Origin of the sequence: Pseudomonas sp. 18058 (assembly GCF_902706155.1) — a bacterium.
GTDB lineage: Bacteria > Pseudomonadota > Gammaproteobacteria > Pseudomonadales > Pseudomonadaceae > Aquipseudomonas > Aquipseudomonas rustica.
In genome coordinates this window covers 1-24,807 of the sequence record NZ_CACSJY010000005.1, presented here as the reverse complement: position 1 = coordinate 24,807, position 24,807 = coordinate 1, and the positions used below count along the sequence as shown (strand labels likewise).

Annotated in this window: 23 protein-coding genes; 13 read left to right on the top strand and 10 right to left on the bottom strand. The window is 59.0% G+C overall.

The window, feature by feature from the left end; translation table 11 throughout:
- Positions 1-21: 21 nt before the first annotated feature.
- A complete protein-coding gene (locus tag GVL50_RS04060; RefSeq protein WP_159811859.1) occupies positions 22-1,191 on the bottom strand; it encodes an MFS transporter in 1,170 nt (389 codons plus the stop codon).
- Positions 1,192-1,504: 313 nt separating this feature from the next.
- On the opposite strand from GVL50_RS04060, the gene GVL50_RS04055 reads away from it, so the two are divergent.
- Together GVL50_RS04055 and GVL50_RS04050 are read left to right on the top strand one after the other, a co-directional pair.
- Positions 1,505-2,338 carry an EamA family transporter gene (locus GVL50_RS04055; protein ID WP_159811858.1) on the top strand — a complete coding sequence of 278 codons (834 nt, stop codon included), beginning with the start codon at positions 1,505-1,507 and terminating at the stop codon, positions 2,336-2,338.
- A gap of 39 nt (positions 2,339-2,377) precedes the next feature.
- On the top strand, positions 2,378-2,761 hold the full coding sequence (locus GVL50_RS04050) for an MAPEG family protein (protein ID WP_053124636.1): 384 nt from the start codon (positions 2,378-2,380) through the stop codon (positions 2,759-2,761).
- Between the two features lie 121 nt (positions 2,762-2,882).
- On the opposite strand, the gene GVL50_RS04045 is transcribed toward GVL50_RS04050, so the two are convergent.
- The gene (locus GVL50_RS04045; RefSeq protein WP_159811857.1) at positions 2,883-4,061 is read right to left on the bottom strand and encodes a murein transglycosylase A; all 1,179 of its coding nucleotides are present in this window, start codon (positions 4,059-4,061) and stop codon (positions 2,883-2,885) included.
- 127 nt (positions 4,062-4,188) lie between these two features.
- Here GVL50_RS04045 and GVL50_RS04040 point away from each other — a divergent pair, with 127 nt between their 5' ends.
- Positions 4,189-4,638: a cytochrome c gene (locus tag GVL50_RS04040; RefSeq protein WP_159811856.1), complete on the top strand. Its 450-nt coding sequence runs from the start codon at positions 4,189-4,191 to the stop codon at positions 4,636-4,638.
- 167 nt (positions 4,639-4,805) lie between these two features.
- On the opposite strand, the gene GVL50_RS04035 is transcribed toward GVL50_RS04040, so the two are convergent.
- The 4 genes from GVL50_RS04035 to GVL50_RS04020 all read right to left on the bottom strand — a co-directional run bounded on the left by GVL50_RS04035 (position 4,806) and on the right by GVL50_RS04020 (position 9,417).
- Positions 4,806-5,201 (bottom strand): DUF1090 domain-containing protein, encoded by a 396-nt coding sequence (locus tag GVL50_RS04035; RefSeq protein WP_159811855.1) that lies wholly within the window; start codon positions 5,199-5,201, stop codon positions 4,806-4,808.
- Between the two features lie 97 nt (positions 5,202-5,298).
- Positions 5,299-6,975, bottom strand: coding sequence for an NAD-dependent DNA ligase LigB (ligB, locus tag GVL50_RS04030; RefSeq protein WP_159811854.1), 1,677 nt, complete (start codon positions 6,973-6,975; stop codon positions 5,299-5,301).
- Between the two features lie 237 nt (positions 6,976-7,212).
- Positions 7,213-8,403 (bottom strand): methionine adenosyltransferase, encoded by a 1,191-nt coding sequence (gene metK / locus GVL50_RS04025; protein ID WP_159811853.1) that lies wholly within the window; start codon positions 8,401-8,403, stop codon positions 7,213-7,215.
- An 18-nt stretch (positions 8,404-8,421) separates the two neighbouring features.
- On the bottom strand, positions 8,422-9,417 hold the full coding sequence (locus GVL50_RS04020) for a metalloregulator ArsR/SmtB family transcription factor (RefSeq protein ID WP_159811852.1): 996 nt from the start codon (positions 9,415-9,417) through the stop codon (positions 8,422-8,424).
- A 283-nt stretch (positions 9,418-9,700) separates the two neighbouring features.
- On the opposite strand from GVL50_RS04020, the gene tkt reads away from it, so the two are divergent.
- The 6 genes from tkt to fba all read left to right on the top strand — a co-directional run bounded on the left by tkt (position 9,701) and on the right by fba (position 16,042).
- Positions 9,701-11,698 (top strand): transketolase, encoded by a 1,998-nt coding sequence (tkt, locus tag GVL50_RS04015; RefSeq protein WP_053124625.1) that lies wholly within the window; start codon positions 9,701-9,703, stop codon positions 11,696-11,698.
- 159 nt (positions 11,699-11,857) lie between these two features.
- Positions 11,858-12,910, top strand: coding sequence for an erythrose-4-phosphate dehydrogenase (gene epd, locus GVL50_RS04010; RefSeq protein ID WP_159811851.1), 1,053 nt, complete (start codon positions 11,858-11,860; stop codon positions 12,908-12,910).
- Between the two features lie 12 nt (positions 12,911-12,922).
- Positions 12,923-14,086 (top strand): phosphoglycerate kinase, encoded by a 1,164-nt coding sequence (locus GVL50_RS04005; RefSeq protein ID WP_008081033.1) that lies wholly within the window; start codon positions 12,923-12,925, stop codon positions 14,084-14,086.
- 34 nt (positions 14,087-14,120) lie between these two features.
- Entirely contained in the window at positions 14,121-14,342 is a 222-nt protein-coding gene (locus GVL50_RS04000; protein ID WP_007913756.1) for a hypothetical protein, read from the top strand.
- Between the two features lie 57 nt (positions 14,343-14,399).
- Positions 14,400-14,732 carry an MliC family protein gene (locus GVL50_RS03995; protein WP_159811850.1) on the top strand — a complete coding sequence of 111 codons (333 nt, stop codon included), beginning with the start codon at positions 14,400-14,402 and terminating at the stop codon, positions 14,730-14,732.
- A gap of 245 nt (positions 14,733-14,977) precedes the next feature.
- The gene (gene fba / locus GVL50_RS03990) at positions 14,978-16,042 is read left to right on the top strand and encodes a class II fructose-bisphosphate aldolase (RefSeq protein WP_007913760.1); all 1,065 of its coding nucleotides are present in this window, start codon (positions 14,978-14,980) and stop codon (positions 16,040-16,042) included.
- Between the two features lie 96 nt (positions 16,043-16,138).
- Here the strand turns inward: fba and GVL50_RS03985 are convergent, their stop codons facing one another.
- Entirely contained in the window at positions 16,139-16,450 is a 312-nt protein-coding gene (locus GVL50_RS03985; protein WP_159811849.1) for a hypothetical protein, read from the bottom strand.
- A 345-nt stretch (positions 16,451-16,795) separates the two neighbouring features.
- Complete coding sequence (locus GVL50_RS03980; RefSeq protein ID WP_159811848.1) at positions 16,796-17,464, bottom strand: polysaccharide lyase family 7 protein; 669 nt, start codon at positions 17,462-17,464, stop codon at positions 16,796-16,798.
- Between the two features lie 321 nt (positions 17,465-17,785).
- Between GVL50_RS03980 and GVL50_RS03975 the strand changes: the two genes are divergently transcribed.
- The 3 genes from GVL50_RS03975 to GVL50_RS03965 are packed head-to-tail and all read left to right on the top strand — an operon-like array spanning position 17,786 to position 20,791.
- Positions 17,786-19,909: a bifunctional diguanylate cyclase/phosphodiesterase gene (locus GVL50_RS03975; RefSeq protein ID WP_159811847.1), complete on the top strand. Its 2,124-nt coding sequence runs from the start codon at positions 17,786-17,788 to the stop codon at positions 19,907-19,909.
- A 46-nt stretch (positions 19,910-19,955) separates the two neighbouring features.
- A complete protein-coding gene (locus tag GVL50_RS03970; RefSeq protein WP_159811846.1) occupies positions 19,956-20,444 on the top strand; it encodes a YgjP-like metallopeptidase domain-containing protein in 489 nt (162 codons plus the stop codon).
- A gap of 50 nt (positions 20,445-20,494) precedes the next feature.
- Complete coding sequence (locus GVL50_RS03965; protein WP_016772794.1) at positions 20,495-20,791, top strand: helix-turn-helix domain-containing protein; 297 nt, start codon at positions 20,495-20,497, stop codon at positions 20,789-20,791.
- A 97-nt stretch (positions 20,792-20,888) separates the two neighbouring features.
- On the opposite strand, the gene GVL50_RS03960 is transcribed toward GVL50_RS03965, so the two are convergent.
- Positions 20,889-21,341, bottom strand: coding sequence for a GNAT family N-acetyltransferase (locus GVL50_RS03960; RefSeq protein WP_053124612.1), 453 nt, complete (start codon positions 21,339-21,341; stop codon positions 20,889-20,891).
- Positions 21,342-21,596: 255 nt separating this feature from the next.
- On the opposite strand from GVL50_RS03960, the gene GVL50_RS03955 reads away from it, so the two are divergent.
- The gene (locus GVL50_RS03955; protein ID WP_053124610.1) at positions 21,597-22,334 is read left to right on the top strand and encodes an ABC transporter substrate-binding protein; all 738 of its coding nucleotides are present in this window, start codon (positions 21,597-21,599) and stop codon (positions 22,332-22,334) included.
- Between the two features lie 113 nt (positions 22,335-22,447).
- Here the strand turns inward: GVL50_RS03955 and yccS are convergent, their stop codons facing one another.
- Entirely contained in the window at positions 22,448-24,640 is a 2,193-nt protein-coding gene (yccS, locus tag GVL50_RS03950) for a YccS family putative transporter (RefSeq protein WP_159811845.1), read from the bottom strand.
- Between the last annotated feature and the right edge of the window lie 167 nt (positions 24,641-24,807).

Sequence of the window (24,807 nt, the reverse complement as noted above, 5' to 3'; positions counted from 1 at the left end):
GGGAGAGGGTTAGGGTGAGGGCTAGCCGGACACATTGACCGCAACCGCACCCCGACGTTGCAGATAAATAAACAAAAGCGCCGTCAGCACTGTCAACCCGCCGACCAGCGCCCCCGTCCACGGCAGATCCGCCAGATCCGCACCGCTGGCCACCACCAGCCCGCCAATCCATGCACCCGCCGCGTTACCCAGATTGAATGCGCTCTGGTTCAGCGTCGAACCCAGATTCGGTGCTTCATGCGCCTGATCAATAATCAGCAACTGCAAAATCGGGCACAGCGCGAAAGCGAATATCCCCCACAGCACCAGCGTGATCGCCGCCGGTACCACCGAACGGCTGGTCTGACTGAACGCCGCCAGAATCACCACAACCGCCAGCGCCACACCGACCAGCGAAGGCAGCAAACGGCTATCGGCCAGACGTCCACCGAGCATGCTGCCGCCGGTCAAGCCCACGCCAAACAACAGCAACATCACGGTCACGCCATGCGGGCTGACGCCGGTAATGTCCTGCAGGATCGGCGCGATGTAGGTGAACACGCTGAACAGACTGGTCGAGGCCAGCACACTCATGCCCAGTGCCAGCAGCACATTGACCTTACCCAGCACTTTGAACTCGCTGGCGAGGTTGGCCTTGTCCATCGGGATGTGTTTCGGCAGCCAGAACCACTGCGCGAGGGCGGCGATGACGCCGATCACCGACACCGCCCAGAACGTCGATCGCCACCCGGCGTACTGGCCGAGCGCTGTGCCCAATGGCACGCCGAGGACGTTGGCCAAAGTCAGGCCGGTGAACATCATCGCAATTGCTTGCGCACGTTTGTTCGGCGCAACGAGCCCGGCGGCGACCACCGAGCCAATGCCGAAAAACGCACCGTGGCACAGCGCCGTGACCACGCGTGCAGCCATCAGCGTCGCGTAGTTCGGGGCAAGGGCGCAGAGGATGTTGCCGAGGATGAACATCAGCGTCATGCCCAGCAGCGTCGCTTTGCGCGGCATGTTGGCGGTGCCGATCGCCAGGATCGGCGCGCCGAAAACCACGCCCAGCGCGTACCCGGTGATCAACAAACCAGCGTGGGGAATGCTCACGGCGAGGTCGCGGGCGACGTCGGGCAGCAGGCCCATGATGACGAATTCAGTGGTGCCGATGCCGAATGCGGCAACAGCGAGGGCAAGCAAAGCGAGTGGCATGCGCAAGGTCTCTGTCGGTAGTCTTGACGCTGTGATCAGGCGTACGCAGGCCATCGACCGTTCTCGGAGAGAGGCGGTGCAGGCGGGAATTATTGGAATTTTTCTGTGCGCAACTGAGTGCGGCGTGGTCGCTTGCAGTATAAACAGCTGCTGACACATCGCGAATCAATAATCTGACTATTCGAATTATCGATTTTCACTGTAGGAGCTGCCGAAGGCTGCGATCTTTTGATCTTGCTCTGAAAAATCAGGATCAAAAGATCGCAGCCTGCGGCAGCTCCTACACGGGAATTATAAAAATAAGGAGTAAGACGTGCTGGCGACAGCTTTGGTATTGATGGCGGCGCTGTTGCATGCGACGTGGAATACGTTGATCAAATTCAGCGCCGAGCGGCTGCTGGTGGTGGCGTGCATGGACACCGTGGCGCTGCTGGTCGTCGCCATCGCGTTTCCGTTTGTGAGCCTGCCGCCCATGGAAATCTGGCCATGGATTCTGGCGTCGGCGGCGTTTGAACTGCTCTATCGCTATTTGTTGATTCAAGCGTATCGGGTGGGCGATCTGGGGCTGGTCTATCCCCTGATGCGCGGACTGTCGCCGCTGGTGGTACTGGCGCTGACCCTTATCTTCGCCGGTGAGGTGCTCACCACCCAGCAGATCTTCGGGATCATGCTGATTCCGGTGGGCATGGCCTGCCTGCTTTGGCAGGGCGGTGGTGGCAAGCACTTGCCGTGGTCGATGCTGCCCGTGGTGGCGCTGATTGGCCTGTGCATCGGTTGTTACACCTACATCGATGGCCAGGCGCTGCGGCGCTGGTCGCATCCGCTGGATTATCTGGTCTGGGTCACGCTGCTCAGCGCCTGGCCGTTTCCGTTGCTGGCGTGGGTCGCCAAGCGTCCGGCGTTCATGCTGTTCTGGCGCGAGCAATGGAAGCTCGGTCTGGCGGTGGGCTTCTGCGTATTGGCCAGCTACGCTCTGGTGCTGTGGGCGATGCAATTGGGCTCGATTGCCGAAGCGGCGGCGTTGCGTGAGATCAGCGTGATCCTGGTGGTGCTGTTCGGTATGCGCTACCTCAAAGAACCTTTTGGCCGACCGCGGCTCTTAGCCTGTGGGCTGGTGCTGATTGGCATGCTGATCATGAAGTTCTGACAGCCCGCGAATTCTATAACTCGAAAAAAGGACGGCGTTATGACGGTGGCTCTGTGGTGTGTGTTGATCGCGATATTTTTGCCGTATGTCTGCACCGGTGTGGCCAAGGCTGTTGGCGGCTATCGGCTGAGTGACAATCATGATCCGCGCGACTTTCTCGAAAGCCTGAATGGTGTGGCTCGGCGGGCGCATGCGGCGCAATTGAACAGCTTTGAAGTGATGCCGGCGTTTGCCGCGGCGGTGCTCGTCGCGCATCTGGTGGGGACGGCGCAGTTGGTGACGGTGAATGTGCTGGCGGTGATGTTTATCACCAGTCGCCTGCTGTACATCATTTGCTATCTGGCCGACTGGGCGATCTTGCGCTCGCTGGTGTGGTTTGTGGGGATGGGGTTGATTGCTTCGTTCTTCTTTGTATCGGTCTGATTATCGGGTGTGGCTGATGGCCTCTTCGCGAGCAAGCCCGCTCCCACAGTTGGAATACCTATCCATGTGGGAGCGGGCTTGCTCGCGAAGGCTATCTAACAGCCATCGATAATCTCAGGGCTTACTTCTTCTCTGTATCAGCCACCTGCGGGACTTGCGGCAGCGGCGCGCCTTTTGGCCAGAGCATCCAGATTTGCCCCTGCTGTTTCATGTCCCCGGCCAGTTGCCCGGCTGCATCACCCGTGCCCCAGAACAAATCCGCACGCACCTCGCCAGCAATCGCGCCGCCGGTATCCTGCGCGGCGACCGGGCGAACCAATGCGGTGCCATCCGGGCGCGTGGTCGACAGCCACAACAGACTGCCCAATGGAATCACCTTGCGATCCACCGCCGCGCTATAGCCAGCCGTTAGCGGTACGTTCAGCGAACCGCGCGGGCCTTCGTTGCTGTCCGGGTTGCGGGTGAAGAACACGTAGCTCGGGTTGCTGCCCAGCAATTCCGGGATGCGCGACGGGTTGGCCTTGGCCCAATTGCTGATCGCGCTCATGGTCACGTCTTCTTTCTTCAGCTCGCCTTGCTCGACCAGCCAACGACCAATCGGTCGGTACGGATGACCGTTCTGGTCGGCATAGGCGATGCGCAGCTGTTTGCCGTCCTGAGTCTGGATGCGCCCGGAACCCTGAATTTGCAGGAATTGCAGGTTCATTGGATCGGTGAGGTAGGCCACCACGGGGGCTTTCACACCTTTGGCTTCGATGGTCGCGGCGTCGTCGTAAGGTTTGAGCACGCGACCTTCGAGACGACCGCGCAGGCGTTTGCCCTTCAATTCCGGATAGATGCTGTCGAGCGAGACGATGATCATGTCTTCGGGCACGCCGTACACCGGGACATTCGCTACGTCGGTTGGAGTCAGGCTGCCGGGGTAGACCGGTTCGTAGTAACCGGTGATCAAGCCGTTGGGGTTGTCGTTTTCAGCGCGCAGGCCGAAGACATCGAGGTTCTGTTTGAGAAACGCGCGAATCTCGTCGGCGCTCTGCGGCACAGTGGCCGCTGCTGCGCAGGTCGGGCCCCAGACCGTATCAGCCTTGAGCCGGGTGCAGGCGCTGCGCCACGAACCGAAACCTGCCAGCAGATCGCTGTCGGACACAACCGGCAGTGCTTCCCACGTGGCGCTGGAGTAAGTGGCCAGTGCGTGGGTTTTCGGCTTGGCAGTCTCACCACCGGTGCAGCCGGCGAGGATCGCCAGCAGCGGAAGGGTTGCGATCAGTGGGTGACGCCAGGCCTTGAAGCGGCTGTTCATGGAGTAATTCCTGTGCCGGTCGCCCGAATGCTCCATGCGTTCAGACAACCCTTAATTTTAATAGGGCTATTGGTGTTTGTCGGTGACGCGGGGATACTGGCCGCCGATTCCGTGACCTGAAGCCACCATGACTCTTAAAAGACTTTCTGTTGTATTGCTGGCCTGTCTGACCTTGTCCGCCTGTGGCGGTGTCGATCCGAACTCTCCACTGGGTCAACGCAAGGCAATCTTCAAACAAATGCTCAAAACCGGCGAAGACCTCGGTGGCATGTTGCGCGGACGCATTCCGTTCGACGGGCCGAAATTTGCCGAAGGCGCGGTCAAACTCGATGCGCTGTCCCATGAGCCGTGGAAGCATTTCCCGCAGGTGCGCGAAGAAGATCACACCAGCGCCAAGGACGATGTCTGGCAAAAACAGGCGCAGTTTCAGGGAATGGCCCGCAAGCTGGAAGCGGCCACCGGTGAATTGGTGATCGCCAGCCAGGTTCAGCCGTATAAGGCCAGCAACCTCGGGCCTGCGGTGCAGAAGGTTGAAGACGCCTGCAGCGCTTGCCATAAACAGTTTCGGGATCATTGATCTTCAAAACTGCTGAGTAACCCTGTGGCGAGGGGATTTATCCCCGATCGGCGGCGTAGCCGTCGCAAATTCATTCAACCAAGTATGTCTGTTACAGCGGAGTTGAATGGACTTGGGGCCGCTTCGCAGCCCATCGGGGATGAATCCCCTCGCCACAAGGCCATCAATTACTTATCGATTTCATCCAAGGCGTCTTGCAGTTCTTTGCGCGACTCGGCGAGTTTGTCTTTGCGCTTGTTGATCTTTTCCGGATCGCCTTTCTTCATCGCCTTGTCGAGATCAGCCTGGCGCTGGCTCACTTCGTGTTTGGCTTCGAGCACTTTGTTTTCGCGTTCTTTCTTCAGGCCAGCGTCGGTGCAGTTCTTGGTCACTTCATTCAGTGCAGTTTCCAGACCGGCCTGCTGATCGGCATTGCCACGGGATTTGGCTTGTTCGATCTGGTTCATGATGCCCTGCTTTTTAGCAGCGCAACCGGTCAGGCCCGGGGCATCTTCATCGGCCATCACGGGGGCGGCCATTACGCCGCAAAGGGTCAGCAGGGCGAGCGGTGCGAGAAATTTCATAAAAGCTCCATGTGCAAAGGCAATCGGGACGGTAGGGCACTGCGCTGTTGGAGCGCTTTGCCGGCCGTTGGGTTCCCGGCTTGCGGGGGTTGCGTGTTCAGAAACCGTCGATTGCGGCGGCCTGTAAGGTTTCACTCAGAGCCAGCACTTGCGGGTCGCGAAAGAATGCGCTCAATTGCGCCGCGCGTCCCGGGCCGATACCGGCTTCTGCCTGCCATTGTTCGGTGTCACGTTGTGCCAGCGCCTGCCACGAGTCAGGCAGTTGTGCCTGACCGGTTGGCGGCATGCCCAAAGCTTTCAGCCATTGAGCGAACGGCCGTTGGCGCGCGCTGTTAAAACTGTTGAGCAAACGCGCGCTGCTGCGCTCGCCGAAGCCGGTAATGTTAGCAAGCTCTGGCGCGTCGAGGGTTAACCAATCCAGCAGGTTGTTCACGCGGCGTGTTTCGAGAAGTTTCTCCCAAGTGCCGCGCCCGACATTCTGCATCGCCAATCCTTGCTTGCCACTGAGCCAGGTCAAGCGCGCGAGAAACTGGCTCTCGCAACCGGGGGTGGGTTGCCAGCAGCTCAGCGCGTGGAAGTCATCGGCGACGGGAATGTTCAGATCTGCGCGTTCGGTGGCGCGCAGCACAACGCTATCGAGCCGTGGAACGGTCAGGCCGGCGAGGCTGATTGCCACTTGATCACCGGGGCGAATGTCCAGGTCTTGCCAGCGTTTGAACGAGCTGGCGCTGACCCGTTTGATTTCGCGGTCATCGAGCATGACGGGTTTGAGTTCGAGCACCGGCGTGATGCGCCCGGTGCGCCCGATCTTGAAATTGACCTTGCGTACTTCGGCCAGTGCTTGAGCAAAAGGATACTTCCAGGCAATTGCCCAATAGGGAGCGCGAGCCTGCCAGCGCTCGGCGGGTGGTCGTTGGCTCTGGCGCAATACCACGCCGTCAGTGGCAAAGGGCAGGGGCGAGCGATACCAGTGATCGCGCCATTTCTGAGCTGCAGCAAAATCGGTGACGGGGTGGCTGTACGGTTCAATTGTGGCGAAACCCAGCGTCGCCAACGTGGCGATTCGCTCGGGCAATTGCGCTGGGCCTTGGGGCCAGTCCCAAACGAACAATCCAACCCCGGAAGCTTGCTCGGCATCCAAAGATTTTCGCCCCATCAGGCCGGCGACGGTGGCGCGCGCGTTAACGCTGCCGGATCGAACTTGCACGTGTTCGTTCAGACGCCAGTAGAGTTCGCCCTGCACCAGCAAATCCAAGGGTTGTGACAGGCGTTGCGGGATGGCGCCGATTTTCTTCGCTGAGGCTGTCCAGTCCTGCCCGCTAACCCCGTCGCCACGGCTGATGGCTTGTTGCAAAACGCCCGCGCGATAAATCAGCGTCACGGCGACACCGTCGACTTTGGGTTGAATCCAGACATCCTTGCGATCATGTAGCCATGCACCCACGGCCTCATCTTTGTGGATTTTATCCAGACCGGTATGGGCGATAGGGTACGCGACCGAGCCTGCGGCTGTGCGCAAGGGATCGGGCGGCGAGGGCAGGTTGAAACACGCCCGCCATTCGTTCAATTGCGCAATGGATTGGTCGTAGAGTTCGTCGGCAATCAGTGAACGGCCTTCGCGGTGGTAGGCGTCGTCCCATTGGTTGATCTGTTTTTGCAGGGTGGTGATTTCGCGTTGGGCTTGGGGCCCGGGCCAGTTCGGGCAGGTGGCGTGGGCGCTGAATGTTGCGGGCATCAGCAGGACAATAAATAACAGGCGCAGCGTGGCAAGCATCGTGAGCGTCCTTGCTCGAGGGGAATGATTGAAGGTTAGAAGACGATGGTGAGTTCGGTAGGTGGGGTGTTTTGCGAGGTGTGTCTGGGCGGGATTTGATGTGGATCTTGCCGGCCTCTTCGCGGGCAAGCCCGGCTCCCACAGGGTTTTGGGTTGAATTCGACAACGTATTTCAGTCATAAAAAAGCCCCGCACGGTGCGAACCGTGCGGGGCTTTTTGTAACGCCGGGGAAAGTCTTACAGACCAGCAGCAGCGCGCAGGGCGTCGGCGCGGTCGGTTTTTTCCCAGGTGAACGTGGTGAAGGTGTCTTCGCCAACGGTCTTGGTCTCTGGCGTGCGACCGAAGTGGCCGTACGCTGCAGTTTCCTGGTACATCGGGTGCAGCAGATCGAGCATGGTGGTGATTGCGTATGGACGCAGGTCGAACACTTCACGCACCAGTTTGACGATCTTGTCGTCGCTGATCTTGCCGGTGCCGAAGGTGTTCAGCGAGATCGAAGTAGGCTGAGCCACGCCGATCGCGTAGGAAACCTGAATCTCGCAACGCTCGGCCAGGCCGGCAGCGACGATGTTCTTGGCAACGTACCGGCCAGCGTACGCAGCCGAACGGTCAACCTTCGATGGATCTTTACCGGAGAACGCGCCGCCGCCGTGACGGGCCATGCCGCCGTAGCTGTCGACGATGATCTTGCGACCGGTCAGACCGCAGTCACCTACCGGGCCGCCAATGATGAACTGGCCGGTCGGGTTGATGTGGAACTGGGTGTCTTTGCTCAGCAGTTCGGAAGGCAGCACGTGCTTGACGATCAGCTCCATCACGCCTTCGCGCAGGTCTTTGTACGACACTTCCGGGTTGTGCTGGGTCGACAGAACAACCGCGTCGATGCCGACAACCTTGCCGCCTTCGTAACGGCAAGTCACTTGCGACTTGGCGTCCGGGCGCAGCCAAGGCAGCAGACCCGATTTACGGGCTTCAGCCTGGCGCTGCACCAACTGGTGCGAGAAGGTGATCGGTGCAGGCATCAAAACGTCGGTTTCGTTACTGGCGTAGCCGAACATCAGGCCCTGGTCGCCGGCGCCCTGATCTTCAGGCTTGGCACGGTCAACACCCTGGTTGATGTCTGGGGACTGCTTGCCGATGATGTTCATCACGCCGCAGGTCGCGCCGTCGAAGCCGACGTCGGAGCTGTCATAGCCGATGTCGAGAATCACGTTACGCACGATCTCTTCCAGATCGACCCAGGCGCTGGTGGTCACTTCACCGGCAACGATGGCCACGCCAGTCTTGACCAGAGTTTCCACGGCAACGCGTGCGTGTTTGTCCTGGGTAATGATGGCGTCCAGCACCGCATCGGAAATCTGGTCGGCGATTTTGTCCGGATGTCCTTCAGACACGGACTCGGAGGTGAAGAGGGAGTATTCGCTCATCTCGATGTTTTCCTGAATTTACCGATGGTGAGTGTCGCCAGCCGGTCGCTGAAAGTGGCGAACCTGGATCTGGAAACCATTACGTAAGCCTACATAGAGGCTTTCCCCGGGAACGAGTCCCGCAGCGGTGGCCCAACGGGCCAAATCGTCCTGTTCAAACCCCAACCATAGATCACCGCAGGCCTCCCTGGCCCAACTCTGGTTGTGGCTACATAACTCTGTCACGAGCAGACTACCGCCCGGTTGCAGCAGGTCGGCCATGTGCTTGAGCGCATCGGCCGGCGCGGCGAAATGGTGCAAGACCATATTCAGTACAACGCAATCGGCTTGAAGGCTTGTGCCGTTCAATGCATCGGCCAATTGCAGGCTGACGTTAGCCAGCTGTTCACGTTCGCATACCTGGCGCGCCAGTTCGAGCATCGCCGGGCTGTTGTCCAGCGCGGTGACGGCGTGGAAGCGACGCGCCAGTTCCGGCAGAAAAGCACCATCGCCGGGGCCGACTTCAATGGCCGTGGCCGCACCATTGAAGTTCAGTTTGTCGAGCAGGGCCAGCACGCTGTCGCGGTACTGCGGCAGGCCGGCGATCAAGTCTTGCTGGGCGCGAAATTTCTCCGCGACCCGAGCGAAAAAGTCCTGACTGGCCGCGGCACGTTGGCCATGCACCTGTTCGATCCGCGCTTGCACGTCGTCAGGCAGGTCGAGGTTGTCGACTTCTTCTAACAATGCAGCGTGCAATTTGCCGCCAAGCAATTCGGTGTGGGGCAGGGCGCGGCGATAAAAAATCGCGTTGCCTTCGCGGCGCGTTGCCACCAGATCGGCCTGCGCCAACACTTTAAGGTGATGGCTCATGCCGGACTGACCGATGCCGAAAATCTGCGCCAGCTCCAGTACACCAAACGAATCGTTGGCCAGCGCGCGCAATACATTCAGCCGCAACGGATCGCCGCCGGCCTTGCACAGGGCCGCCAGCTCGTCGCAATCGTCATGGCGAATGGAAGGCACGCGTAAATTCATAGGGCCGCAGTCTAGTGACGGTGAGAATTCCTCGCAAGGGCAATATCAAAAAGTTTTGATATTGCTCGATCAATGGCGCTTTTTATTGCACTTCTAACCAAGCGGTTCACTCTACAAACGAACAGCGGAAAGGTTTCACCAGCCGAAACCGCCGTTAAGCATGGGAAAAACGCCTGCCGATGACTATCTATCATTGCCCCGAGGCGTCCCGGTGAGGGAAAATGCTCGCCTTTTTTCCGTTCCGATTATTCACCCTTAGTTTCAGAACCCCAGGAGATCAGCGATGCCTAGCCGTCGTGAGCGTGCCAACGCCATTCGTGCCCTCAGCATGGATGCCGTGCAAAAAGCCAACAGCGGCCATCCCGGTGCACCTATGGGTATGGCAGATATCGCCGAAGTGCTTTGGCGCGACTACCTCAAGCACAACCCGAGCAATCCATCGTTCGCCGATCGTGACCGCTTCGTGCTGTCCAACGGCCACGGCTCGATGTTGATCTACTCGCTGCTGCACCTGACCGGTTACGACCTGTCGATCGACGACCTCAAGCAGTTCCGTCAACTGCACAGCCGCACCCCGGGCCACCCGGAATTCGGTTACACCCCGGGCGTTGAAACCACCACTGGCCCGTTGGGTCAGGGTCTGGCCAACGCCGTCGGTTTCGCCCTGGCTGAAAAAGTCCTGGGCGCGCAGTTCAATCGTCCAGGCCACGACATCGTCGACCACCACACCTATGTGTTCCTGGGTGATGGCTGCATGATGGAAGGCATTTCCCACGAAGTCGCTTCCCTGGCCGGTACGTTGGGTCTGGGCAAGCTGATCGCTTTCTACGATGACAACGGCATCTCCATCGACGGCGAAGTCGAAGGCTGGTTCACCGATGACACCCCGAAGCGTTTCGAAGCCTACAACTGGCAAGTGATCCGCAACGTTGACGGTCACGACCCGGAAGAGATCAAGACTGCCATCGAAACCGCTCGCAAGAGCGCGCAGCCGACCCTTATCTGCTGCAAGACCACCATCGGTTTCGGCTCGCCGAACAAGCAGGGCAAAGAAGACTGCCACGGCGCCCCATTGGGTGACGCGGAAATCGCTCTGACCCGCAAGGCGCTGAACTGGAACTACGGCCCGTTCGAAATCCCGGCCGACATCTATGCCGAGTGGGATGCCAAGGAAAAAGGTCGCGCGGCCGAAGCCGAGTGGGATCAGCGTTTCGCTGCTTACTCCGCCGCGTTCCCGACCGAAGCCAACGAACTGATCCGTCGCTTGAGCGGTGAGCTGCCGGCTGACTTCTCCGAAAAAGCTTCGGCCTACATCGCTGAAGTCGCGGCCAAAGGCGAAACCATCGCCAGCCGTAAAGCCAGCCAGAACACCCTGAACGCCTTCGGCCCGCTGCTGCCGGAACTGCTTGGCGGCTCCGCTGACCTCGCCGGTTCCAACCTGACCCTGTGGAAAGGTTGCAAAGGCGTCAGCGCTGAAGATGCCAGCGGCAACTACATGTACTACGGCGTGCGCGAATTCGGCATGACCGCAATCATGAACGGCGTGACCCTGCACGGTGGTCTGGTGCCTTACGGCGCGACCTTCCTGATGTTCATGGAATACGCCCGCAACGCCGTGCGCATGTCCGCGCTGATGAAGAAGCAAGTCATCCACGTCTACACCCACGACTCCATCGGTCTGGGCGAAGACGGCCCGACGCACCAGCCGATCGAGCAGCTGACCAGCCTGCGTACCACACCGAACCTCGACACCTGGCGTCCAGCCGATGCCGTTGAATCGGCGGTGGCCTGGAAAAACGCTCTGGAGCGTAAGGACGGCCCTTCGGCGCTGATCTTCTCGCGTCAGAACCTGCAACACCAGGAACGCGATGCTGGCCAGATTGCCGCCATCAGCCGTGGCGGTTATGTACTGAAGGACTGCGCAGGCGAGCCTGAGCTGATCCTGATTTCGACCGGTTCGGAAGTGGGTCTGGCGGTTCAGGCTTACGACAAGCTGACCGAACAGGGCCGCAAAGTGCGCGTGGTTTCCATGCCGTGCACCAGCGTGTTCGACGCTCAGGACGCGGGCTACAAGCAGGACGTGCTGCCGTTGCAGGTTGGCGCGCGTATCGCGATCGAAGCGGCGCACGCCGATTTCTGGTTCAAGTACGTGGGTCTGGAAGGTCGCGTGATCGGCATGACCACTTACGGCGAATCGGCTCCGGCTTCGGCACTGTTCGAAGAGTTCGGCTTCACCCTGGAAAACATCCTGGGTCAGGCTGAAGAACTGCTGGAAGACTAAGCAGTACGAATGCGGTGGCCCCAGCCACCGCATTCCCCTGTAGGAGCTGCCGGAGGCTGCGATCTTTTGATCTTGATCTAAAAAAAACAGGATCAAAAGATCGCAGCCTTCGGCAGCTCCTACATGGGTTGTGTTGTAGCGAATACTATCGAGAACCCCATGCCTCAACCGCGTCCTTACAAAGTTGCACTCAACGGCTACGGCCGGATTGGTCGTTGCGTCTTGCGTGCGTTGTTTGAGCGAGGCGAGAAAGCCGGGTTTGAAATTGTCGCGATCAACGATCTGGCGGACATGGCCAGCATCGAATACCTGACACGCTTCGACTCCACCCACGGCCGTTTTCCCGGCGAAGTGCGAGTAGAAGGCGATTGTCTCTATATTAATGGCGACTGCGTGAAGGTTCTGCGCAGTGCCACCCCCGAAGGTATTGATTGGGCGTCGCTTGGCGTCGATCTGGTGCTTGAGTGTTCCGGTGCATACAGCACCCGCGAAGACGGCCAGCGCTTTCTCGACGCCGGCGCGCCACGCGTGTTGTTCTCGCAGCCGATGGCCAGCGAGGCGGATGTCGACGCCACCATCGTCTACGGCGTCAATCAGGATTGCCTGACCGGCGACGAACTGCTGGTGTCCAACGCCTCCTGCACCACCAACTGCGGCGTGCCGCTGTTGCGTCTGCTCGACAAGGCCATCGGCCTCGATTACGTGTCGATCACCACCATTCACTCGGCGATGAACGATCAGCCAGTGATCGACGCCTATCACCACGAAGACCTGCGTCGCACGCGCTCGGCGTTCCAGTCGGTGATCCCGGTGTCCACTGGTCTGGCGCGCGGGATCGAGCGTCTGCTGCCGGAACTTGCCGGGCGAATTCAAGCCAAAGCCGTACGCGTGCCGACGGTCAACGTGTCCTGCCTCGACATCACGATGCAGACCGCCACCGCGACCGACGCCAATGAGGTCAACCGGATCCTGCGCGAGGCCGCCACCAGTGGCCCGCTCAAAGGCCTGCTGGCGTATACCGAGTTGCCGCACGCCAGCTGTGATTTCAACCATGACCCACATTCGGCCATCGTCGATGCCAGTCAGACCCGTGTTTCCGGCCCCAAGCTGGTGAACATCCTGGCCTGGTTCGACAACGAATGGGGTTTTGCCAACCGAATGCTGGACGTTGCAGAACACTATCTGCAAACAGCCATTTCAAAAAAACCGTAGGAAGTGCGACCCATGACCGTGTTGAAGATGTCCGACCTCGATCTGCAAGGTAAGCGCGTATTGATCCGCGAAGACCTCAACGTCCCAGTCAAGGACGGTGTTGTCACCAGCGATGCGCGTATCCTGGCTTCGCTGCCGACCATCAAGCTGGCCCTGGAAAAAGGCGCGGCCGTGATGGTCTGTTCGCACCTTGGCCGTCCGACCGAAGGCGAGTTCTCCGCCGAGAACAGCCTCAAGCCTGTCGCTGACTACCTGAGCAAAGCGCTGGGCCGCGAAGTGCCGCTGGTGGCTGATTACCTCGGTGGCGTTGACGTCAAGGCTGGCGACATCGTGCTGTTCGAAAACGTGCGCTTCAACAAAGGCGAGAAAAAGAACGCTGACGAACTGGCCCAGCAATACGCCGCCCTGTGCGACGTGTTCGTGATGGACGCGTTCGGCACCGCTCACCGCGCCGAAGGTTCGACCCACGGCGTGGCCAAGTTCGCCAAAGTCGCCGCTGCTGGCCCACTGTTGGCCGCTGAACTGGATGCACTGGGCAAAGCCCTTGGCGCACCGGCTCAGCCGATGGCAGCCATCGTTGCCGGCTCCAAGGTGTCGACCAAACTCGACGTGCTGAACAGCCTGAGCCAGATCTGCAACCAGTTGATCGTCGGCGGCGGCATCGCCAACACCTTCCTCGCGGCGGCCGGTCACCCGGTGGGCAAGTCGCTGTACGAACCGGATCTGCTCGACACCGCGCGCGCCATCGCTGCCAAAGTCAGCGTGCCATTGCCGGTTGACGTGGTGGTTGCCAAAGAATTCGCCGAAACCGCAGAAGCCACCGTCAAGCTGATCGCTGACGTCGCTGCTGACGACATGATTCTGGACATCGGCCCGCAAACCGCAGCCAACTTCGCCGAACTGCTGAAATCGTCGAAAACCATTCTGTGGAACGGCCCGGTCGGCGTGTTTGAATTCGACCAGTTTGGCAACGGCACCAAAGTGCTGGCCCAAGCCATCGCGGAAAGTTCGGCGTTCTCCATTGCTGGCGGTGGCGACACCCTGGCCGCCATCGATAAATATGGCGTGGCTGAGCAAATCTCCTACATTTCCACCGGTGGTGGCGCGTTCCTCGAATTCGTCGAGGGCAAAGTGCTGCCAGCCGTTGAAGTCCTGGAAAGCCGGGCCAAGGCCTGAGGCCGCCCGTTTGGCCAGGCAAAGGAGTGTTTACATGGTCAAGTCGTTAGCGCTGTTGTTGCTGACCGGTACGCTGGCGGCCTGCGGGAGTAACCCGAAGGCCGAAGCTACGCCGGCGCCGAGCGAGTCGCAGAAGGGCTGTTATCAGGCCGACTGGCAGGCCGAAACCAACCCGGTGCTGAACAAGCGCTCGGGGCCGGACGGTCTGGACAAATACGAGACGCAAACCCCGGCCAAGGAACATGGTTGTCCTTGACGGGTCTGACTCTTTAACTCAGGGCTGGCGGCGTGCGCCGTCAGTCGAGGAACACGGATGAAAGGCTTGATCGCCATTGCGGCGTTGGCATTGTTGGGCGGTTGCGCGCAGTTGAACCTGTTTCAGTCGTCTGCCCCGGCGGATAACTGGACGACCTGGACCTGCGACAGCCAGGCCAAAGTGCTGTGGCGCTACGCCGATGCCGACAAGAAGGAAGTCGACGTTCGACTGGGCGGCGGTGATCAGGTCTATCGCCTGAAAGAAGAGCCGGGCGCTTCGGGCACGCTGTACAGCGACGGCATGCTGGCGTTTCACGTCAAGGGAGAGGAAGGCCTGGTGTACTGGGTCGCCACCAATGACCTGATCGGCCGCGGCTGCAAAGCCGAGTAATTGCAACACCTGTAGGAGCAGAGCTTGCTCGCGAAAGCGCTGGTTCAGCTTGCATCAACAGTGAATGTGCCAGCGCATTCGCGAGCAAGCTTTGCTCCTACAAGGGTTCTGCGCAGTTCTGAAGAATTGGCTTTATCGAATCACCAGACCGGGCCTCAACCCCCGATCTGCAATCACTTGAATAGCCGCCGCCGCTCCGGCAGGCTGGCACGATTAACGACCCTCAACCGGGAGAGACACACACAATGGCACTTATCAGCATGCGCCAGATGTTGGACCACGCAGCCGAATTCGGCTACGGCGTTCCAGCTTTCAACGTCAACAACCTTGAGCAGATGCGCGCCATCATGGAAGCCGCTGACAAGACTGACTCCCCGGTGATCGTTCAGGCTTCGGCCGGCGCTCGCAAATACGCCGGCGCACCATTCCTGCGTCACCTGATCCTGGCCGCGATCGAAGAGTTCCCGCACATCCCGGTGTGCATGCACCAGGATCACGGCACCAGCCCTGACGTCTGCCAGCGTTCGATCCAACTGGGCTTCAGCTCGGTAATGATGGACGGCTCGCTGGGCGAAGACGGCAAGACCCCGACCGACTACGATTACAACGTCCGCGTTACCCAACAAACCGTGGCCATGGCTCACGCCTGCGGCGTTTCGGTAGAAGGCGAGCTGGGCTGCCTGGGTTCGCTGGAAACCGGCATGGCCGGTGAAGAAGACGGTATCGGCGCCGAAGGCGTTCTGGATCACAGCCAAATGCTGACCGACCCGGAAGAAGCCGCTGACTTCGTCAAACGCACCCAGGTCGATGCCCTGGCCATCGCCATCGGCACCAGCCACGGCGCCTACAAGTTCACCAAGCCACCTACTGGCGACGTGCTGGCGATCGACCGTATCAAGGAAATCCACAAACGCATCCCGAACACCCACTTGGTAATGCACGGTTCCTCGTCGGTGCCACAAGAGTGGCTGGCGATCATCAACCAGTACGGCGGCGACATCAAAGAAACCTACGGCGTACCGGTTGAAGAAATCGTCGAAGGCATCAAATACGGCGTACGCAAAGTCAACATCGACACCGACCTGCGTCTGGCATCCACCGGTGCAATGCGTCGCCTGATGGCCACCAACCCGAGCGAATTCGACCCACGTAAATTCTTCGGCGCGACCGTGACCGCAATGCGTGATGTGTGTATCGCTCGTTATGAAGCGTTCGGTACTGCGGGCAATGCTTCGAAGATCAAACCGATCTCGCTGGAAGCGATGTATCAGCGTTATCTGAAAGGTGAGTTGAACGCTAAGGTTAACTAAGCGTTTGGTTTGACCTGTTGAAGAGAAACCCGCCGAGAGGCGGGTTTTTTGTTGGTTTTGAACGCGGCAACTTTACTACTTGAGTTTTGATGCGTATTAAGTTCGGCCGAGGCCAAAACCTTGATAAGTCCAAACACCATTGGGGCCTGCATAATTGCGGCCCCCACTTAAGGTATTAAAGTCCGACGTGTTAAATGTCCAGCTTTCGGCGTTTTCTCCGACAGTCCCGGTCAGCATCACAGTCGTGGTGGTTGCACCGATGGTTTGATGTCCCGTCAGTGTGCCTGTGGGGCCGCTGATGCTGGCAGTTGCTGTCACTGCTCCGCCGATGTCGTCACTGTAAGTTACGTAAAGGTAAATATTGGCTCCGCCGAAAGCGCCATAGTAGTTTCCAACTAGCTTGCCCATGATAAAAATCCTTTTTGTATAAGGTTTCTAGGTGAACCAGAATTGATGTTTGATTTTTAATTGCAGAGAGGAACTTAAACTATGCCTTTTTCTGTGTCGCCTGTCAGAGTTGACAGTTTTTAATAACTTTTCGCGATACTTGTGCAGTAATCAGGTGATCACCTGTGGGAGCGGGCTTGCTCGCGAAAGCGGTGGGTCATTCAGTATTAATGTTGGCTGACCTTCCGCCTTCGCGAGCAAGCCCGCTCCCACATTTGGATCGCATACAGTCTGCAAAGACTGGTTGGCTTTCAGGCCGTCATCGTTGGCAAGCCAACTCCCACCGGGGGGTGGGGCCTCGGTGGGTTATTTATCGTGATCAATATCCAGTTTGGTGAACGTCACCTGGCCGCCTTCGCTGGTGTAGCCGGTGTTGTCTTGCACGTAAACCCCGGCCTTGAAGTACAGCGGCTTATTCCGCCACGTTGCGCTGATCTGGGAATCCCATTGATAACCGGCCGCGCTCACGCCTAGCGCGCCGCCCGGGCTCAGGTGAATGAGGTAGTTGAACTCGTTATCCAGTTTGATCCCGGTGGCCAAGGTAATAACGCGGCTTTCTTTGTCATCCGGGTGCATGCGCACTTTGATCACGAGATTGCCGGTTTCAGTCTTGGTCTTGTACTGATATTCAAGTTTCACCATTGGCCGCTGGCTTTCATACGCATGAATCTGGCCTATGACGATTTTGCCGGAGCTCGGCACTTTGTTGACCGTGACGGTCGCGCGCAGCAAGTTGTCGGCGTCGGGGTAGTACCAGTTGCGCAGGGTGCCGTTGCTGTAGGTCTCGCGCAGTTCAGTGCGCGGATAAATGGCGTTTTCGGTTTTTGACCCGGTAACCGGTGACCAGAAGAACAAGGTGCCGGTGTCGGAATGGAAGTACTGATCCTTGAAGCCTTTTACCAGCTTCGAGGTTTCAACGGTGTATGGCGGGCTGCCGACGGGAACGCTGAGGTTCCAGGTTGCGAGATCGATCATGTCGGTTGTTCCACTCAGTTCATCCTGAACGCGGGTGCCAGAAGCTCTAGTCCGCGCCTTTTGGGGGCGGTCTTTATAAGCGTAGTGATGTTTTTTGTTAACGCCCGTTTGGCAGATGATTGACGTCAACATCCTGTCGAAATGCCATCTTTGCCGAATTCCGGGGGCTGTAGCGGTGACCGTTAGTCGGTAAATCGCAGCTTTGGCGAAATGATGGCCTGATGACAGCTACTGCTTTTACAGATCCCGGACTAGAGTGAACGCTCAGTATGTGTACGGTTTTTACCGGAACCGACCTGTAGTCCCGAGAAGAGAAGCAGCATGGAATGCGCGCAACCCCCGCCAGGTGAAGGCAACTCTGTCCTATTGATCGTTGATGATTACCCTGAAAACCTGATCAGCATGCGCGCGTTGCTGCAGCGTCAGGACTGGCAGGTCATCACCGCCGCCTCCGGTTTCGAGGCGCTCAGTCTGTTGCTGGAACACGACGTCGATCTGGTACTGCTCGATGTGCAGATGCCGGGTATGGACGGTTTCGAGGTCGCGCGGCTGATGCGCGGCAGTCAGCGTACGCGACTTACGCCAATTATTTTCCTCACCGCCAACGAGCAATCTCAGGATGCCGTGATCAAGGGTTACGCCAGCGGTGCAGTGGATTACCTGTTCAAACCGTTCGATCCACAGATTCTCAAGCCCAAGGTGCAGGCGTTGCTGGAACACCAGCGTAATCGCCGCGCCTTGCAGCGTTTGAGTCATGATCTGGAAGCGGCGCGAGCCTTTAATGCTTCGGTATTGGATAACGCTGCCGAAGGGATTTTGGTGGTGGGCGAGGACGGCGTGATCCGTTTTGCCAACCCGGCGATTTCCCGGCTGCTCAACGCGCCAGTAACGGAGCTGGAGGGTAAGGAGTTTCTCGACTACCTGCAGAAACCGCACATTCCCGTGTGGGCCGATTCCGAGTTTTATGCCGGCTACAAACGTGGGGAAACGCTAAGACTGCACGACGCTTTATTACGCACCGCGCCGGGCCAGCAGGTGCCGGTGGCGCTTTCATGTGCTGCGCTGCCGTCTGAGCAGCACGCGATGGTGGTGACCGTGCTGGACATGTCGGTCGTACGTCACCTTCATCAGCAACTGGAATTCCAAGCGGTTACCGATCCTTTGACCGGTTTGCTCAATCGCCGAGGTTTCTACCAGACCGTTGAAAACCTGCTGCTGCGTGGGGAGCGCAGCGACAGCAGTTGGGTGCTGCTGTATCTGGATCTCGATGGCTTCAAACGGGTCAACGACTCGCTGGGTCACGATGCCGGCGACCGCGTGTTGCGCTGGGTCTCTGAACAGTTGAAGGCTTGCTTGCGACCGTTCGATATCCTCGCGCGCATGGGCGGCGATGAATTCACCGCACTGCTGGATCTGGAATTCCCTGAGCAAGCGGCAAAGATCGCCGAGAAACTCATCGAGCGCGTTTCCATCTGCCAGCAAATCGAAGGACTGGATATCGCCCTCGGCGCCAGTATCGGCATCGCGACGTTCCCGGACTGCGGCTCAAACCTCGACGGACTGCTGCGCGCCTCGGACATTGCCATGTACGAAGCCAAACGCGCCGGTCGTCAGCAATATCGCTTCTATGATCACGAAATGAATGGCCGCGCCCGTTCGCGCTTGATGCTTGAAGAGAGCGTGCGCACCGCCATCGAGAACCGTGATTTCAATCTGGTTTATCAGCCGCAAGTGGCCATCGATACTGGCCAGATCCGTGGGTTTGAAGCACTGCTGCGCTGGCAGCACCCGAGCGTTGGCGATGTCCCGCCGGGGCTGTTTTTGCCGTTGCTGGAAGAGGCGCGGTTGATCAGTCGGCTCGGCAGCTGGATTTATCATCGCGGCGCTGGTCAACGCAAAGCCTGGGAAGCCTTGTTCGCTGAAGATCTGGTGCTTGGTGTGAGTTTGAGCAACACCCAGTTCAGCATGCCGAACCTGGTCACTGAATTGCGTCAGGTCATGGAGCGCCATGCGCTGCAGCCTCGGCAACTGGAGGTTGAAGTCACCGAAGAAGCCTTGATGCAAAACCCTGACGAAACCCGCAAGCAACTGCGCTTGTTGCGCAATCTCGGTGTGCGGGTGGCACTGGATGATTTCGGTTCTGGCCCGTGTTCGCTGGCGCATCTGCGTGATCTGGAGCTGGACACACTCAAACTTGATCGCCATCTCATCGCTCGATTGCCGGACTCTGCACGCGACGCTTCGCTGGTGAGCACCGTGATCAACCTGTGCAAACAGTACGGTTTGCTGGTGATCGCCGAAGGGGTCGAAACCATCGAGCAATACCAATGGCTGCAGGCGCATGGCTGCGAGTACGTGCAAGGTTTCCTTGTCGCACGGCCATTGATCGCCGAAGACGCCGCCAGCTTCGCCGAGCCGTTCGACTGGAGCGCGCTGCCCGGTTGAATTCGCTACACTGGCGCACCTTTTTTTCGAACCGTGCCGCCCGTCCATGACCGTGTTGAAGTACCTCCAGGCCTATCCCGCGCAATTGCAGGATCAGGTGCGCCAACTGATCGCCGAAGGGCGTTTGGGCGATTACCTGAGCCAGCGTTATCCGGGGCGGCACGATGTGCAGAGCGACAAGGCGTTGTACAGCTACGCGCTGGATCTGAAGCAGGAATACCTGCGCAACGCCCCGGCTATCGACAAGGTGCTGTTCGACAACCGCCTCGACCTGACCCATCGCGCGCTCGGTCTACACACCACGGTGTCGCGGGTGCAGGGCGGCAAGCTCAAATCGAAGAAAGAAATTCGTATCGCCTCGTTGTTCAAGGACGCCGCGCCGGACTTTCTGAAAATGATCGTCGTGCACGAACTGGCGCACTTCAAAGAGTCGGATCACAACAAGGCGTTTTATAAATTGTGCGAGCACATGCTGCCGGGGTATCACCAGATCGAGTTTGATCTGCGCGTGTACCTGACGTGGCGGGATCTGTAGGAGCTGCCGCAGGCTGCGATCTTTTGATTTTCCAATTAATGGGCCCATGCATGGACGTCAGCAAGACCAAAAGCAGTTTCTATCGCCGCCTATACGTGGCGTACCTGATCGACAGCGGCCTGGCGCCGAGTGTGCCGACGCTGACCGAAGTGACCGGCATGCCCCGGCGCACGGCGCAGGACACGATCGCGGCGCTGGCGGATCTGGACATCATTTGTGAATTCGAGCAGGAAGAGGGCGCACGCAACCATGCCGGGCGTTATCGGATTCGCGAGTGGGGGGCGATTGATCGGGGGTGGATTGAGCGAAATTTGCGGCAGATAAAAGCGGTGCTGGAATATCCCTGAAAGTTGCTGTGCCTGAGCTGACGCCTTCGCGAGCAAGCCCGCTCCCACAGGGGAATGCATCCCAGGTGTGGGAGCGGGCTTGCTCGCGAAAGGGCCCTTAAGAGCGACGCATCCCGATATGCGGAATGTCATCCTCCAGATATTCCTCACCCGCCACCACAAACCCGTACTTGCCGTAATACCCCTGCAAATGCGCCTGCGCCGACAGATAGATCGGTATCGCTGGCCAGTTCTTCTCAGCCTGTTTCAACGCCTCTTCCAGCATCTCGTGGCCCAGGCCTTTACCGCGTCCCTCCGTTGAGGTCAGCACGCGGCCAATCACCACGTCACCGCCCTGGGATTCCGGATCCAGCAGGCGCAGGTAGGCGACCAGTTGATCATCGGCCCAACCCATCAAATGGCAGGTGTCGCCGGCCAGATCCTGACCATCCGGATCCAGGTAGGCACATTTCTGTTCGACCACGAACACTTCCGAGCGCAGCTTCAAAATGGCGTACAGCTGCTCCTTGCCCAGATCGCTGTGATGTTTGCAGATCCACTCGATATTCATTTGCCGACTCCTTGAACGTGTGTCCGGATACTAAGCGCCCACGCCTTTGATGTCTGCATGGCGTAAGAGTCTGTGACAAAGATCAAAATGCCATCATTCCTTTCTCGCGGTCGTCACGTCTTTGTGTAATCTGCTGGAGAGCGCTGTGCACTGGCTCCGTTGAGCTACTGTTAGTGCCTGGGTTTTGCCGGTAAGGGGCCTTGGGGTTTTGACTGAAAACAGGCCGGGCAGCCCGCCCGCTAAGGATTTTCAAGCATGCCGCGTGTGTATCGAGCCTTTGCGTTGATCGGACTGCTCCTGCTGGCTCAAACCGCTGCAGCGGACAAGCTGCGGCTGGTGTTTGATATCTGGCCGCCCTTTACCGACGACACGCTGGTCAATGGCGGTCTGGCCACCGACATCGTCAGCACCGCGCTGGCCCGCGCCGGATATGCCAGTGGCTACGAGCAAGTGCCGTGGGCGCGGGCGCTGATGGGGGTGGGCGAAGGGCGTTATGACGTGTTGGTCAACGCTTGGTACAACGAAGACCGCACCAGACTCGGGCAGTTTTCCGGCGAATATCTGCTCAACCGCATCCGCTTTCTCAAGCGCAAAGACACACCGCTCGACTACTCCAATCTGCAACAACTGCACACCTATCCGATTGCGGTGGTGCGCGGTTATGCCTATTCAGCGCCGTTCGATGCCGACACGGCGTTGCAAAAAGTCCCTGTGCATAACTTCGCCATGGCCGTGCGCATGCTCGCGGCGGATCGGGTCAAGTTGACGCTGGAAGATGAGTACGTGGCGAAGTATTACCTGGCGCGGGAATCAGCCAAGGTGCGCAACTCGGTGGAGTTTTTGCCCAAGCCGTTGAGTGAGAACAGCCTGCATATTTTGGTCAGCCTGAAGAATCCGCAGCATGCGCAGATTGTCGCGGGGTTTGATAAGGCGATTGCGGCGATGAAGGCGGATGGGAGTTATGAGCGGATGCTGCGCCAGCATGGGATGTGAGTTTTTGATCCCGGAGTAGTGTTGTTGCTGATGGCCTCTTCGCGAGCAAGCCCGCTCCCACATTTAAACCGCATTCCAACTGTGGGAGCGGGCTTGCTCGCGAAGGCGTCTGGTCAGCCAGCACTAACCTCACTGGTATCCTTGATCAGATGCGCCGCCAAAGTGCGCAACGGCCCCAACTGCCGGCAAATCAGCGCCAATTGCGTCTGCACCAACCGCTGCCCTTCATCAATCTCATCGGCCATCTGCTCCAGCTCATTGGCCAGCGCTTCTTCTTCATCACTCTGAATCGCAATCGGCTGCTTGCTCGCCAGCCCTTGAGCAATTTCATCAATGCTCGCCGCCAGCTTCACTCCGGCGCCATCGATCAACTGCTCGCGCACCTCAGCCGGCAGCTGTGTCTCGCGATGCGCGCCCAGGCCTGACAGATAACTCAGCAACGTGTGCGACAGCACCAGAAAGCGGAAACCGACATCCGCTTCCTTTCTGAAATGCCCCGGCTCCATGAGCATGTTCGCCAGCGTCGTCGACAACGCGGCATCGGCGTTGTGCGCATTGCGCCGGGCCAGACGATAAGCGAGGTCGTCGCTTTTGCCGGCGGCGTATTGCTGCATGATCTGCCGCAGATAGATGCTGTTGCAGGTCAGGGTGTTGGCCAGCACTTTGTTCAGGCGTCGACCCTGCCAGTCCGGCAGGAACAGGAACACCGCGAGCCCCGCAATCAAGCTGCCGAGCAAGGTATCGAACAGCCGTGGCAGGAACAGCCCGTAACCGTCGCCGACCTGATTGAAGCAGAACAGCACCATGATGGTGATCGCGGCGGTCGCCAAGGTGTAGCGGGTGGTGCGGTTGGTGAAGAACACCACGCCGGCAGCGATGGCGAAACACGATTGCACCAACGGGTTCGGGAACAGATCGAACAGCGCCCACGCCACGGTCAGGCCGATGGCGGTGCCGAAAATCCGCTGACCGAGTTTGCGCCGCGTCGCGCCGTAGTTCGGCTGGCAGACGAACAGCGTGGTGAGAATGATCCAATAGCCTTGCGACGGGTGAATCAAATGCACCATGCCGTAGCCGATACTCAGTGCCAATGGCAGGCGCAGGGCATGACGGAACAGCAGCGACGTCGGCGTCAGTTGTGTGCGCAGGCGAATCCAGACGTCTTTGAAATTGCGTGGTGAACGGTCGAGCAGGCTGCTATCAGTCGCGTCAGCCAAGGCATCGGGATTGCTCGCGTCGCTGAGCAAGCGGTCGAGGGTGCCGAGGTTGGCCGCCAGTGCGCGCAGCGAGCGCAGTAGCCCGCGCCAGGCCGGATTGCTCTGGATGCGCAGGTGTTCGAGGGACGCGTCGAGGTCGCTGAGGGCTTCGGCGAAACTGGCGTCGTAGATGAACGGCTGACGCAACTGGATCGACTCGGCCAGCGCTCGGCAGGCTTTGCCTTGCTGGCGCAACAGGCGTTGGCAGCGGAACAGCACGTCGCTGTGGAAAAACGCATCAGCGAGGGCGTTGTACGGATAGTGCGAAGAGCTGGCGCGTTCGTGAATGTCCTGCGCGAGGAAGTACAGCTTCAAGTAGCGGCTGACTTTCGAGCCGGGGCGACCGTTGCCGACCCGGTGCAGGATGATTTCTTTGGCACTGTTCAGCGCCGCCACCACGCGACCGTTTTGCTGGGCCAGTTCCAAGCGTCGCGCTTCGACGTCCATCTGCCTAATCGGCTCGAACAGCGAGGATTTCAGCTTCAGGTAAAAGCCCAGTTCGCGGAACAGTCGCGCCAGACTTTGCTGCACCGGCTGATTGGAAAACAGCGCCTGCCACAACACCGAGAGCAAGCCGTACCACGCAGCACCGGCGACCAGCAGCATCGGTTCGTGCCAGAAATCGGTGACCGCGCCACCGCGCTGATCCACGCCGATCATCGTGTACACGGACAGAATCAGCGTCGCCGAAGCAATCGCCCCATAACGCTCGCCGAGCGCACCGAGCATGGTCAGGCCGAAACTCGCCAGCGCCAGGGCAATGGCAAACACGATGGGGTAGGGGAAGAGCAATTCCACCGACAGCGCGGCGATGCTGAAACACACCAGCGTCACGGCGAGGGCGTTGAGGCGGCCCTGCCAACTGTCGTCGGTTTCGGCCAGGGCGCTGGCGATGATGCCGAGGAACAACGGGATCAACAGGCCCATTTCATCCTGATACCAACACAGCGCCATGCTGCCGGTCAGGGCGATGAACACCCGCACGCTGTAGCTGAATTTATCCAGCGCCCACAGGCGCCGCAAAGACTGACGAAACGAGGTCGAGGACATGAAGTGCGAAGGCCTTCCGAGGCGATGCCGCTAAATTGAGCCAGTAATGACGCCGACGCAATGGCGGCGATCACATCTGACAGCAAAAAGTGTTCCTTACTGCATCACACAGAACAAATGTGGGAGCGGGCTTGCTCGCGAATGCGGTGTGTCATTCAACATCATCG